The 12,539-nt window shown below is 62.1% G+C and carries 11 protein-coding genes; 8 read left to right on the forward strand and 3 right to left on the reverse strand.

What is annotated here, in order from left to right:
• Positions 1 to 63 precede the first annotated feature (63 nt).
• The 4 genes from fepB (at position 64) to GN300_RS15985 (ending at position 3,144) form a co-directional block, all read left to right on the forward strand.
• Positions 64 to 1,059, forward strand: a complete 996-nt coding sequence (gene fepB / locus GN300_RS15970) for a Fe2+-enterobactin ABC transporter substrate-binding protein (RefSeq protein ID WP_039973419.1) — start codon at positions 64 to 66, stop codon at positions 1,057 to 1,059.
• A gap of 147 nt (positions 1,060 to 1,206) precedes the next feature.
• Positions 1,207 to 2,070, forward strand: coding sequence for a histidine kinase (locus tag GN300_RS15975; protein WP_233405653.1), 864 nt, complete (start codon positions 1,207 to 1,209; stop codon positions 2,068 to 2,070).
• On the forward strand, positions 2,048 to 2,485 hold the full coding sequence (locus GN300_RS15980; RefSeq protein ID WP_233405654.1) for a sensor histidine kinase: 438 nt from the start codon (positions 2,048 to 2,050) through the stop codon (positions 2,483 to 2,485). Before GN300_RS15975 ends, GN300_RS15980 begins: the two co-directional genes overlap by 23 nt.
• Positions 2,482 to 3,144: a response regulator transcription factor gene (locus GN300_RS15985; protein ID WP_003945911.1), complete on the forward strand. Its 663-nt coding sequence runs from the start codon at positions 2,482 to 2,484 to the stop codon at positions 3,142 to 3,144. Before GN300_RS15980 ends, GN300_RS15985 begins: the two co-directional genes overlap by 4 nt.
• Positions 3,145 to 3,240: 96 nt before the next feature.
• Here the strand turns inward: GN300_RS15985 and GN300_RS15990 are convergent, their stop codons facing one another.
• On the reverse strand, positions 3,241 to 4,173 hold the full coding sequence (locus GN300_RS15990; protein ID WP_007734429.1) for a tyrosine-protein phosphatase: 933 nt from the start codon (positions 4,171 to 4,173) through the stop codon (positions 3,241 to 3,243).
• A 250-nt stretch (positions 4,174 to 4,423) separates the two neighbouring features.
• Between GN300_RS15990 and GN300_RS15995 the strand changes: the two genes are divergently transcribed.
• The 3 genes from GN300_RS15995 (at position 4,424) to GN300_RS16005 (ending at position 8,618) form a co-directional block, all read left to right on the forward strand.
• Positions 4,424 to 5,458, forward strand: coding sequence for an ABC transporter substrate-binding protein (locus GN300_RS15995; RefSeq protein ID WP_082845674.1), 1,035 nt, complete (start codon positions 4,424 to 4,426; stop codon positions 5,456 to 5,458).
• Between the two features lie 155 nt (positions 5,459 to 5,613).
• Positions 5,614 to 6,507, forward strand: a complete 894-nt coding sequence (locus GN300_RS16000; protein WP_003945463.1) for a phosphoribosylaminoimidazolesuccinocarboxamide synthase — start codon at positions 5,614 to 5,616, stop codon at positions 6,505 to 6,507.
• Positions 6,504 to 8,618 carry a S9 family peptidase gene (locus GN300_RS16005; RefSeq protein WP_063314976.1) on the forward strand — a complete coding sequence of 705 codons (2,115 nt, stop codon included), beginning with the start codon at positions 6,504 to 6,506 and terminating at the stop codon, positions 8,616 to 8,618. The genes GN300_RS16000 and GN300_RS16005 overlap by 4 nt, the downstream gene beginning before the upstream one ends.
• 44 nt (positions 8,619 to 8,662) lie before the next feature.
• Here the strand turns inward: GN300_RS16005 and GN300_RS16010 are convergent, their stop codons facing one another.
• Both GN300_RS16010 and GN300_RS16015 read right to left on the reverse strand, forming a co-directional pair.
• Entirely contained in the window at positions 8,663 to 9,352 is a 690-nt protein-coding gene (locus GN300_RS16010) for a response regulator (RefSeq protein WP_003945570.1), read from the reverse strand.
• Positions 9,349 to 10,935: a sensor histidine kinase gene (locus tag GN300_RS16015; RefSeq protein ID WP_063314975.1), complete on the reverse strand. Its 1,587-nt coding sequence runs from the start codon at positions 10,933 to 10,935 to the stop codon at positions 9,349 to 9,351. The genes GN300_RS16010 and GN300_RS16015 overlap by 4 nt, the downstream gene beginning before the upstream one ends.
• A gap of 119 nt (positions 10,936 to 11,054) precedes the next feature.
• Here GN300_RS16015 and GN300_RS16020 point away from each other — a divergent pair, with 119 nt between their 5' ends.
• Entirely contained in the window at positions 11,055 to 12,467 is a 1,413-nt protein-coding gene (locus GN300_RS16020; RefSeq protein WP_007734438.1) for a C4-dicarboxylate transporter DctA, read from the forward strand.
• Positions 12,468 to 12,539: the final 72 nt, after the last annotated feature.

Raw genomic sequence — 12,539 nt, forward strand, 5'->3', positions numbered from 1 at the left:
CACAGCCTAACCTAATTTGATGGGCTTTTGAATTCGAGGAGTGGTCCGCCAGTGGGCGTCACAATGAAAAAATCACGCACCCTGAAGGTGCTCTCCGCAGTCTTGGTAGCAGGGTTCGCCCTCGCCGGTTGTAGTTCTGCGGATGCCGATTCCGATGCTGACTCAGCTGCATCGCAGGGTAATTGGCCGCGTACCGTGGAAACGCCGAAGGGGCCGGTGGAGATCACGTCGAAGCCGGAGAGGATCGTCTCGACCAGTGTGACGCTGACGGGCACGCTGTTGTCGATCGACGCTCCGGTGGTGGCTACCGCATCGACGGGACCGAACACCGACGTCTCGGATGCGCAGGGGTTGTTCACACAGTGGGGCGACATAGCAGAAGAACGCGGACTTGCAGTGTTGCCGATGGGCGGTGCGAACGCGGAATCCGTTCTGGCGCAGAACCCGGACCTGATCGTCGTCTCGGCAACTGGAGGTGACTCCGTCGTCGATCTGTACGAACAGTTCACGGCCATCGCGCCGACAATCGTGGTGGACTACGGCGGAAGTAGTTGGCAGGAAGTCGCCGCTGTGCTGGGTAAGGCGACAGGTCTCGAAGACAACGCGGCGGCCACGGTCGCGAAGTTCGACAGCGCAGTAGAGGCCGCGAAGGCCAAGATCACACTTCCCCCGCAGCCGACCACTGCGCTGGTCTACTACGAGGACGGCAGCGGCGCCAATATCTGGACGCACGAGTCGGGGCAGGCGAAGTTGCTCACGGCGATGGGTTTCACGGTCGCCGACATTCCCGAGTCCGCGAAGAGCAGTGAATCCATGGGTAAGCGCAAGGACATCATTCAGGTCTCGGCGGAGAACCTCTACGACGGTATCGCGGGCAACACCCTGATCTTGGTCAGTGCCGACGACGGTGCGGTGAAGGCGGTCGAGGCACTTCCACTGTTGGCCCAGCATCCGGCAATTCGTGATCACCACGTCTATGCCGTGGGTCTGGACACCTTCCGTCTCGACTACTACAGCGCAACCAACATGGTGAACCGGTTGGTCGAGCAGTTCAGCTGAGCCATAAGTACTAGGCCTTTCACCTTCAACTAGTGCTTTGGTAGGAGCCGGGAATCGAACATTCCCTTCACGTTCGCCGAATGTGGGACCAAGTGGTGCGCGCATGCCACCATGAACGTCAATCATCGGATGCGGAATGGGGAGTGGATGTTCGACTCGGCTGGTCAGAATGCCCCGGGGCAAGCCCTGGCATCGCGAGGGTGGGGACGTTTCAACCTGAACAACCCGGCCACGGCGGCCGTGATCGTCGGCCTGCTGAGTGTGCCGTGGGTGTTCGGTCTCGCCAGTCTCAAGACTGAACCCGAGACGAGCAATCGAGTGCTGAGCGATCCGGGAACCGTCGTCGGCATCATGGGTTTCCTGACGGTGTTGACCGTTGTGGCGTGTGCGCGCCGGCGGTACCCGATCGCGTACTACCTCCTGACGTTGGCAGGATCCGGCGGATTGATGCTCTTCCTCGGCAGTCGATCGCTGGGGGCCACGCCGCTTTTCTGGTTCGCGATCATGGCAGTGTCCATCCGAGTGACAGGCATGCGCCTGGTCGGACTGCTGGTCCTCGGAATGGCGATGGACGTGATCTTGGCGATGTATCTCACCGAACGGGACGGGCTGACGGTCGCCGAGGTTCAGGTGGGGGAGTTGCCTCACTTGTTCCTCGAACCGGCGGCAAACACCGTCACGAGTTTTCTGGTCGTCGCAGCCATGGGAAAGATCGTCGCGCGCCTGCGAAAACAAGCAGTGGAGAACAGTCAGGCAGTAGCGGATCTGCACCGGGACCGCGAACGCAAGATCGCGAATGCCGTTGTCGCCGAACGGCAGGACATGGCACGTGAACTGCACGATGTCGCTGCCCACCACATGACCGGCATGATCATCCAGGCTCGTGCCGCCGACAAGTTCTTCTCGAGCAATCCCGAACAAGCACAAGCCCTTCTGGGGGGGCGTCATCGAGCAGGGTCAGCGGGCCCTCAACAGCTTGCGGCAGATCGTGGGGATACTTCGTCTGGGTGAGGAAGACCCCGATTTCCCGACGCCCATGGTCTCCGACATCGACGAGTTGGTGGACGACTGCAAGCGCACCATCTCGTCGATCTCGTTGGAGAAGGTCGGCCGCTTCGACGACCTGGACAGCGGAGTCCAGTTGACGTGTTACCGCATCGTGCAGGAGGCGTTGTCGAACGTCCTTCGCCATGCGCCGGGTAGCGAGTCCAAGGTGTGTCTGAGTCGAGAAGCCGGTGCGGTGAGGGTACGGGTGGTCAATACTCTCGGGAATGCTCGCCCGGCCTCCGACGGGCAAAACCTCGGAATTGTGGGAATGCGCGAACGCGCGACGCTCATGGGTGGTCAACTGGACGCCGGACCGAATTCGGAAGGTGAGTGGGCTGTGCAGGCACTGGTGCCGGTGAACGGGAGGATCAACGCATGATCGATGTCCTTATTGCAGACGACCAGCAGGTGGTACGGCAGGGGTTCGAGCTGTTTCTCTCCGGTCACCCCGAGATTCGCGTCGTCGGGCATGCCAAGACGGGAGTCGAGGCGTACGAGCAGGTGCGTGCACTGCGTCCGGACGTCGTGCTGATGGATATCCGAATGCCGCACGGCGACGGGTTGACTGCGACTCGGGAGGTCCTTGCCGAGTTTCCCGGGACCCGCGTCATCGTGATCACCACGTTCGATCTCGACGAGTACGTTTTCGAGGCGCTCGACAGCGGTGCCGCAGGGTTCTTGCTCAAAGACGCCGATCCCGAAGAGCTCTCGTCGGCAGTGTTGACCGTGGCCGAAGGTGGTTCGGTGCTCTCGCCGAGATTGACGTCGAGACTGATCGTGGAGTTCGCGAGGCGCAAGCCGGCACCGATGTCCACGGCGCGCTCCGGATCGGATCACGGTCTCAGTGCGCGTGAGATGGATGTGGTGCAGTTGCTGTCACAAGGCTTGGGAAACAACGACATCGCAGATTCCCTCAGCCTCGAACAGAGCACGGTGAAGTCGCACATCAGCAACATCTGCAAGAAGCTGCAGGTGCGTACCCGTGTGCAGATCGTCATCTGGGCGTACCGAAACAACGTGATCGCCGTATCGCGCTGACGCACGGGACGCTGCGGCGCATCCGCCGCGGCACGGGCAGAGAAGTACACGTGCCCCGGGTCCGATCCCTCGTCGAACCCGGGGCATCCGTGCCACTCAGCCCAGCAGTTTGGCTTTGAGCGTCATGACAGTCGCCGGGCTCAGACCCAGGCCCTCGGTCAGGTACCGATCGACCGACCCGTAGGTCTGGTCCAACTGGGCGAGACCGGCATCGAGATAGCTTGCCTCGACACCCAACAGAGGCTCCATGTTGACGGCCATCTGTTCGCCCAGGCTCGCCGCGATGCCCGCGCGCGTGGCCTTCATGCCTTCGGCTGTGTACTCGTTGGTCAGCAAGTAGTCGTTCATGATCACCGAGCGGTCGACACCGGCGATACTCAGCAGCAGAAACGACGTCCAGCCGGTGCGGTCTTTGCCTGCGGTGCAGTGGAAGACCTGTGCACCTTCGGTTTCCGCGAGACCCGTGAGCAACTGCGCGAACCCGGCTCGCTCCGTCGCTCCGGTGACGAAGGCGCGGTTCATGTCCTGCATCATCGATCGTGAGTCCTCGGGGGACTTGATCTTCGCGATCATCTCGGCGATGTTCCCGGACAGGATCGGAATGTTCTCGTACGCAACCCCGTCGGGCAAGACATCGGGCTTACTGGCGATCTCGGGTTCAGTGCGCAGATCGTAAACCTTTGTCAGTCCCAGCTTTTCGAGATTGCTCATGTCATCGCCCTTGGGCGTGATCGCGTTCGCGCGGTAGAAGACTCCCTTGTTCACGGGCAGGCCGAAAGTCCCCGAGTATCCGGCGCCGGTGCCTGCGACGTCGCGGAAATTGTCGATTCCGGTCAGCCGCGGCGCATCTGGGGTCTGCTCGGAACTGCCGAGGTTGCTGGATCCGAAATCCAGCGAGCCGAACAGCGGAGCCGAGGGGCCAGGTTCGGCCTGCGCGATCGAGGCGCCGAAACCGGTGATGAGAAAGCTACTGGTCAACGCAATGGCCGCGGCAGACCGTAGTGAGCAGGTACGGGTGGATCGGGACATGTGTGAGCCCTTCGTCGAGCGGAGAGAGTGGCGAGTCGATGAGGTATCGCGAAGGCAAGGTAGCGAGTTCGCGTGTCCGATTCGAGAGGAATCTTGCTTTGCTCCCTCTCAGTGGGAGGCGTGCTGCTGTGAGCGTGGGCGGCTCGGGAGGCGCAGTTCATTCCTCGGGAGCTGTGTTTGTGTAAAGGTCCAGTGCCCTGATATTGGTTAGCCTCACCAAATCAATTCCGGAGCAGTCCGGTGCGTTCAGATGGAGTTCAACATGCGGGTTCAAGGTCTGTCGCGGTTTCGCCGCGCAGTGGTGATCGGCGCAGCAGCTGCGCTGGCGGTCGGCGTCGCCGGCTGTAGCAACTCCGAGGAGGCGTCGTCCGAATCGTCGACGACAGCCGCGAGCTCGCAGACCCGTGTCTTCGAGGCACAGAACGGATCCATCGAGATCCCGAGCGACCCGCAACGGATCGTGGCCTGCGGATACGCAGTTCTGCCGCTGATTCAGGCGGGAGCGAACCTGGCAGCAGTATGTGAGTGGACCCGTGAACTCGGCAACATGGACGACAAGACCAAGGCCGCTTACGAAGCTCTGCCGAAGGTCGCGCCCGACGGCAACGTCTCCCAGCTCAACTACGAGGGAATCGTCGCTGCCGAGCCCGATCTGATCATCATGGGTGTTCCCGCTCGAGTCGAAAGCCAGCTGGACATGGCGCAGCTCGAGGCGGCCGCTCCCGTCGTCTTCCTGGGACCGACGGTTCCTGCTGATTGGCGAGTGCTGGGCGAGCAGTTCGCCGATGCCGCGAATGTCTCCGACAACTACGGCGAGTTCAAGGACGACTACGACGCCAAAACCGCCGAACTGGCCGCGAAGTACAAGGACAAGCTCGGCTCGCTGACCTTCGGCGGCGTGTGCAACGTCTGCAAGCCGGAAGCCGGCACCTTCTCACGCGAGTACGCGTCCTCGTACACGACCAATCTCTTCGACGGACTCGGACTGCAGTTCCCCGGCACCCCCGCAGACCCTGCCGACATCCACGTCGAACAGGTATCCATCGAGAAGATCGGTGAAAATCTCGGAAATGTCGACGTGATCGTCTACGGCCTCAATGCCGACGGCTCGATGTCGCCCCAGTTGCAGGAGCTGGTCAATTCCGAGCTGTGGAAGGAATTGCCCGCAGTGAAGGCCGGCAACGTCGTCCAGGTCCAGCATTCGCTGGCCGCGACCTATCAGACGGCCCTTCTGACGCTGGATTCGATCGACGAGGGCCTGTCGAAGCTGCCCGCAAACCAGTAGTTCATCGACTGTGACGGTGGCCTCTCGCCTGATGGCGAGGGGCCACCTGCATATCCGGATGAGCAGGGCGGACAGCTCTCCGAACGGCGAGGACGCTTACCTGTCCCGGCTACCGGGGTTCTGTACGAACTGCGAACGCCCGATAGGGTGACCGGGTGCGTCCTACACTTGATTCCTACACTCATCTGGCCGGTGGCAAGGTCCGTGACCTTTACACGATCGACGACGAGCATCTGCTGCTTGTCGCGAGTGATCGGATCTCGGCCTACGACCACGTGCTCAGCACACCGATCCCGGACAAGGGGCGCGTGCTCACCGCGATGAGCGTGTTCTTCTTCAACGTCCTCGGTGGCACCAACCACCTGGCCGGCGAGCCCGACGACGATCGTATCCCGGAAGAGGTTCTCGGCCGCGCTCTCGTGGTGCGCTCCCTCGACATGGTTCCCGTCGAATGCGTCGTTCGTGGCTTCCTCACCGGCTCCGGCTTGGTCGACTACAACAACACCGGCGCAGTGTGCGGCGTCGCGTTGCCCGAGGGCCTCGTCGAGGCGTCCCGTCTGCCCGACCCGATCTTCACCCCGGCGTCCAAGGCGGCTCTCGGGGATCACGACGAGAACATCAGCTTCGATCAGGTAGTGGAGAAGGTCGGCCAGAAGCTGGCAGTGCAGCTTCGTGAGGACACTCTCGACGTCTATGCCCGCGCCTCCAACTTCGCAGCGGATCGCGGAATCATCCTTGCCGACACCAAGCTCGAATTCGGTCTCGACTCCGCTGGAAACCTCGTGCTCGCCGACGAGGTGCTCACCCCCGACTCGTCGCGCTACTGGCCTCTCGAAGGCTACGAAGCGGGCAAGGTGCAGCCCAGTTTCGACAAGCAGTTCGTGCGCGACTGGCTCACGAGCCCCGAATCCGGCTGGGACCGTAGCTCGGACACGACACCGCCGCCGTTGCCGCAGGAGATCGTCGACGCGACCCGGGCACGCTACATCGAGGCGTACGAGCGTATTTCCGGTCTGTCCTTCGACGATTGGGTCGGTCCCAGCGCATGAGCCTGATCCCGCCGGTCGCAAAGAAGGTCCCCACCGAACGTACCCATCACGGACACACGTTCGTCGATGACTACGAGTGGCTGCGGGACAAGGACAACGCCGAGGTAGTCGCATACCTCGAAGCCGAAAACGCGTACACCGACGAGCAGACGGCCGCGCTCGAGCCCTTGCGCGAGAAGATCTTCCAGGAGATCAAGTCGCGGACGCAGGAAACCGACATGTCGGTGCCCACGCGCATGGGTAAGTGGTGGTACTACTCGCGCAGCGTGGAAGGCAAGTCGTACACCGTCCAGTGCCGGTGCCCCATCGCCGGTGAAGATGACTGGACTCCGCCCGACCTGACGCCCGGCGTCGAGCTGGCCGACGAGCAGATCCTCATGGACGGCAACGTCGAAGCCGAAGGGCACGAGTTCTTTTCGCTCGGCGCGTTCTCCATCAGCGAGGACGGCACGTTGCTCGCGTACTCGGTGGACATCGTCGGCGACGAGCGGTACACCTTGCGGTTCAAGAACCTCGAGACCGGTGAGATGCTCGCCGACGAGATTCCCGATACCGCGCCTGGCGCCACCTGGGCGATCGACCACAGTCACGTCTTCTACATGACGGTCGACGACTCCTGGCGTCCGGACACGGTGTGGCGTCACAAGCTGGGAACGCCGCAGAGTCAAGATGTTTCGGTGTTCCACGAGCCCGACGAACGGTACTGGGTTTCGGTGGGGTCCACCCGCAGCGAGAAGTACCTGATGATCTGGGTCGGTTCCAAGGTGACCAGCGAAGGCTGGATGCTGGAATCGGCGAACCCGGAAGGCGACTTCCGCGTCATCATCCCGCGTCGCGAGGGCGTCGAGTACGGGGCCGAGCACGCCGTGATCGGGGGAGAGGACCGCTTCCTGATCCTCCACAACGACGTCGTCGACGGCATCAAGGCAGAGAACTTCGTGTTGGTGGAAGCTCCCGTGTCGGATCCGATGAACATGACGACGCTGATCGAGCACAGCGCGGACGTTCGGCTGGAAGAAGCCGAAGCCTTTGCCGGACACCTCGTCCTGAGCTACCGACGCGAGGCGCTCACTCGGGTTGCCGTGTGGCCGTTGACGGATGACGGCTACGGCGAACGCCACGAGATCGACTTCGACGAAGAACTCTTCAGCATCGGCATGGGGTCCAACCCGGAATGGGCGCAGCCCACCATCCGGCTCGGGTTCACCTCATTCATCACTCCCGGGCAGGTGTACGACTACTACGTCGCCAGTGGTGAACTGGCACTGCGTAAGTCGCAGCCCGTTCTCGGAGACTTCGATGCGAGTAACTACGAGCAGCGTCGCGACTGGGCAGTAGCCGACGACGGAACCCGCATTCCGCTCTCGATCGTGAGGCGCGTAGGTGCGCCGCAAGGTCCCGCGCCGCTGCTGTTGTACGGCTACGGTTCCTACGAGGCGAGCATCGACCCGTCGTTCTCGGTTGCCCGCTTGTCGTTGCTCGATCGCGGTGTCGTCTTCGTCGTCGCACACGTGCGCGGCGGCGGCGAGATGGGCCGTCACTGGTACGAAAACGGCAAGACGCTCACCAAGAAGAACACCTTCACCGATTTTGTCTCTTGCGCAAAGCATTTGATCGACACCGGTGTCACGTCGGCCGACCGGATGGTTGCCGACGGCGGTAGTGCAGGTGGATTGCTGATGGGCGCTGTCGCCAACATCGCTCCGGAACTGTTTGCCGGCATTCTCGCCAACGTTCCGTTTGTCGACCCGTTGACGTCGATTCTCGATCCGTCGCTGCCGTTGACGGTCATCGAGTGGGACGAATGGGGAGATCCGCTGCACAACAAGGACGTCTACGACTACATGCGCTCGTACAGCCCGTACGAGAACGTGGAAGCCAAGGACTATCCCGCCATTCTTGCGATCACGAGCATCAACGACACCCGTGTTCTGTACGTGGAGCCGGCCAAGTGGGTCGCAAAACTGCGCGCCACCAAGACCGGTGATGCTCCGCTACTTCTCAAGACCGAGATGAGCGCCGGACACGGCGGTGTCAGCGGTCGGTACGAGAAGTGGAAAGAGGTCGCGTTCGAGTTCGCCTGGGTGTTGGACACCGTGGGCGCGAACTAGCTTCTGTGTCAATCAGGTTCGGTGACTGTCAGGTTCTGTGTCAATCAGGTTCTGCGGTAACGAACCTGAGGGCGCCCAGCGCGCCCGTACTCGGTCTCCCGGGTGAGCATGCCGTCGTCTGCCAGCTTTTCCAGGTAGCGCCAGGCTGTCACCCGGGACACGCCGACCGATGCTGCCACCTCTGCAGCGGTCACGGGTCCCTCAGAATCCCGGACGGACGCTGCGACGAGTCCGAGTGTTTGAGACGCAAAGCCTTTCGGTGCCGCTGCTCGATCGTCGGACGTTCGTAGCGCGGACATCGCGCGGTCGATGTCGTGTTGACTGACCGCAGACTCTCCAGCGGGAAGCGCTGCACGATATTCGAGGTAGCGCTCGAGCTTGTCGCGGAATGCTGCGAAAGTGAACGGCTTGAGAAGATAGAGGACGATCCCGCGAGCCACGGCGCTTCGGACCACCTCCAGATCGCGCGCCGAGGTAACCGCGATGATGTCCGGACTCGGGCGCAAACCGCCCAGGGCGGAAGCCACGTCGAGACCGCTGGCGTCGGGCAACCCGATGTCGAGCAGGACCAGGTCGATGGGCTGGTCGGTGGCGTTGGCCGCCGTAACTGCACGCACGGCGGCGTTCCCGGAATGAACCACGCCGTGGACCACGAATTCCGGCACTCGCTCGACGTAGGAACGGTGTGCCTGCGCGATCAACGGTTCGTCGTCGACTATCAGTACACGGATCATCGCGGCGCTTCCGCCTCGCGCAGCGGGATGCGGACCACCAGCATGGAGCCCATCGCCGGTTCGCTGGTGAGCGTGCCGCCGTGCCGTTTCACCACTTGAGAGACCAGTGCGAGACCGAGTCCGCGAGAGCCGGATTTTGTGGAGTAGCCACGGCCCTTGGCCTTTTCGAGTGCTTCGGGTGTCATTCCCGGGCCGCTGTCGGCGACGGCAACAACCATCATCGAATCCTCTTCCATTACCGTCACTTCCACCCACGGAGACTCGCTCGCGCGCGATGCGTCAATAGCATTGTCCACGAGATTGCCGACCAGCGTGACCAACTCGCGTGCATTGAGCGAAGGAACCGGACCGAGCGCGGTGTCTTCGGTGATGGTCAGGTCGACCCCGCGTTCGGTCGCTTCACTCATTTTCCCGAGCAGCAGTGCGGCGAGCGCCGGTTCGTGGACCGCATTCATCAGACGATCTATCAACTGTTGGGACACTCGCAATTCATTGGTGGCGAAGGCTACTGCGTCTTCGTTCCGGCCCAACTCGACCATCGTGATGATCGTGTGCAGACGATTTTCACTCTCGTGGGCTTGCGATCGAAGCGACTCGGCAAAACTGCGTACCGAATCCAATTCCCCGAGTACGTTCTGCAATTCGGTGTGATCGCGAATTGTCAGCACGGTGCCAATTCTGTTGCCCTCCCACTCAACCGGGTGTTGGTTGACCACCAGCACACGCTTGTCGGTGAGGTGCACTTGATCCTTCGCGGGAGAGGCGTCGTCGACTCGCATGGTCTCGGGGATGGACGAAAGTGGCACGGGCCCGTCCGGTAGATCGAGGAGGCGACGCGCTTCGTCGTTGACGATATCCACTCGCGCATCTCTGCTTCGGCCTCGCCCGATCACCACCAGACCCTCACCGATGCTGTGCAGGACGGCGTCGTGGTGTTCGTACATGGTGCGCAGTTCATCCGGCGCCATCCCCAGGGTCTGTCGCCGGATACGCCGACTCACCAGAAGTGAACTCAGGAGGGCGGCAAGAAGACCGCCGCCGGCAACGAACAGGATGACCGGAACACTTTGGGCGAACTGCTTGGTGATCTGCTCGCGGGTGACACCGGCAGAAACCAGACCGACCAAGGTTCCGCCGGAATCGTAGACAGGAGTGACTGCGCGGATCGACGGCCCCAGCGACCCGGCGTACGTCTCTGTGAAGGTCACGCCGGCAAGTGCGCGGTCGATGTTCCCGGTGAAGAGTTGACCGATCAGCTCCGGGCTCGTGTGGGTGAACCGAGTGCGATCAGGCGCCATCACCACGATGAAATCGACGCCGGTTGCCTGTCGGATCTTCTCGGTCTGTGGTTGCAGAATCGCGGTCGGGTCCGGACTCGTCAGGGCTGCCGCCGTCGAATCCGACAGGGCGAGAGTCTGCGCTATCGAGCTCACCTGCCTGCGGATCGCGTCGTCGCTGTCTCGGCGTTCGTCGACAACTGCGAGCGCGGCCCCCACACCGATGACCAGCGCCAACAACGCCAATTGCAGGAGCAGGATCTGCCTGGCGACGCTCATACGTCGGCCGGTCTTTCGTTCGACCATCGAGCGCCTCCTGAACGTAATGAACACAAACTTCCGGGCCCACCTGTTTGCAACAAGAATTCTCCACGACTCGAAGTGATCCCGATCACTTCACAGATATCCGATCCAAAGGACACCCCATGAGCAGCACGGCAACAGGGACAGTAGACGGTTCCCCACAGCCCGAGGGCACCAAGGCAAAGCGCGACAAGACGCATTGGCTCTACATGAGCGTCATCGTCGCGGTCATCGGAGGCATCCTCGTCGGTTGGCTCGCACCCGAGTTCGGTAAGTCCGTCGGTGTACTCGGCACGTTGTTCGTCAGCCTGATCAAGATGATGATCAGCCCGGTCATCTTCTGCACCATCGTGCTCGGCATCGGCTCGGTTCGAGCGGCGGCCAAGGTCGGCAAGGTCGGCGGCCTCGCACTCGCCTACTTCATCGGGATGTCCACCATCGCACTCGCGATCGGCCTGGGCGTCGGCAACCTGCTCAACCCGGGCAGTGGCCTGAACATCACGCCCAATGCGGCCTCCGTGGCCAAGCTTGCAGATCAGGCCCACAGCGCGGGCGGTACCTGGGACTTCATCGCGTCCATCATTCCGACGTCGATGCTGTCCTCCCTCACAGCCGGCAGCGTGCTGCAGACTCTGTTCGTCGCCCTTCTGGTCGGCTTCGCGATCCAGTCGCTCGGCAAGTCGGGTGAACCGATCCTCAAGGCCGTCGGATACATCCAGAAGCTCGTGTTCAAGATCCTGACGATGATCCTCTGGCTCGCCCCGATCGGTGCTTTCGGTGCCATCGCCAGCGTCGTCGGCCAGACCGGTTTGAACGCCGTCGTCCAGCTCGGCACGCTGATGATCGGCTTCTACCTGACCTGCCTGATCTTCGTCTTTGGTGTTCTCGGAACGCTGCTGCGCGCGGTCACCGGATTCAACATCTTCAAGCTGGTCAAGTACTTGGCCCGTGAGTACCTGCTCATCTTCGCCACGTCGTCCTCCGAATCGGCACTGCCGCGTCTGATCGCCAAGATGGAGCACGTAGGCGTCGAGCGCACCACGGTGGGCATCGTCGTTCCCACGGGCTACTCGTTCAATCTCGACGGCACCGCGATCTACCTGACGATGGCCTCGATCTTCATCGCCGACGCCATGGGACAGCCACTCGGTTTCGGTGAACAGCTCTCGCTGCTGGTGTTCATGATCATCGCCTCCAAGGGCGCTGCCGGAGTCAGCGGCGCCGGTCTGGCCACGCTGGCAGGCGGACTGCAGAGCCATCGCCCCGAGCTTCTCGACGGCGTCGGACTCATCGTCGGAATCGACCGCTTCATGTCGGAAGCGCGAGCGATCACCAACTTCTCGGGCAATGCGGTTGCGACTCTCCTGGTCGGCGCCTGGACCAAGACGATCGACAAGGAACGCGTCGTCGAGGTACTCGACGGGAAGATTCCGTTCAACGAAGCCACGATGCTCGACGACGAGGACGAAGAAGAGCAGCACAAGCTCGAAACGGCTCCGACCGGCACCAAACAGTCGTTCGTGAGCCATCACTAGAAACGTCCGCTCTGCTGAACGTTTGACTGCGCTGCAGGCGCGGAACCCGATCTACGATCAGTGATCCTGGTC

The organism is Rhodococcus sp. Ni2, assembly GCF_021352185.1.
Lineage (GTDB): Bacteria > Actinomycetota > Actinomycetes > Mycobacteriales > Mycobacteriaceae > Rhodococcus_F > Rhodococcus_F qingshengii.

What these genes read in the sequence shown, in the direction of transcription:
- GN300_RS15995 (WP_082845674.1), top strand. Translation starts at nt 4,424, where the DNA reads ATGGAGTTCAACATGCGGGTTCAAGGTCTGTCGCGGTTTCGCCGCGCA.
- GN300_RS16005 (WP_063314976.1), top strand. Translation starts at nt 6,504, where the DNA reads ATGAGCCTGATCCCGCCGGTCGCAAAGAAGGTCCCCACCGAACGTACC.
- GN300_RS15990 (WP_007734429.1), bottom strand. Translation starts at nt 4,173, where the DNA reads ATGTCCCGATCCACCCGTACCTGCTCACTACGGTCTGCCGCGGCCATT.
- GN300_RS16010 (WP_003945570.1), bottom strand. Translation starts at nt 9,352, where the DNA reads ATGATCCGTGTACTGATAGTCGACGACGAACCGTTGATCGCGCAGGCA.
- fepB (WP_039973419.1), top strand. Translation starts at nt 64, where the DNA reads ATGAAAAAATCACGCACCCTGAAGGTGCTCTCCGCAGTCTTGGTAGCA.
- GN300_RS16020 (WP_007734438.1), top strand. Translation starts at nt 11,055, where the DNA reads ATGAGCAGCACGGCAACAGGGACAGTAGACGGTTCCCCACAGCCCGAG.
- GN300_RS16015 (WP_063314975.1), bottom strand. Translation starts at nt 10,935, where the DNA reads ATGGTCGAACGAAAGACCGGCCGACGTATGAGCGTCGCCAGGCAGATC.
- GN300_RS15985 (WP_003945911.1), top strand. Translation starts at nt 2,482, where the DNA reads ATGATCGATGTCCTTATTGCAGACGACCAGCAGGTGGTACGGCAGGGG.
- GN300_RS15975 (WP_233405653.1), top strand. Translation starts at nt 1,207, where the DNA reads ATGTTCGACTCGGCTGGTCAGAATGCCCCGGGGCAAGCCCTGGCATCG.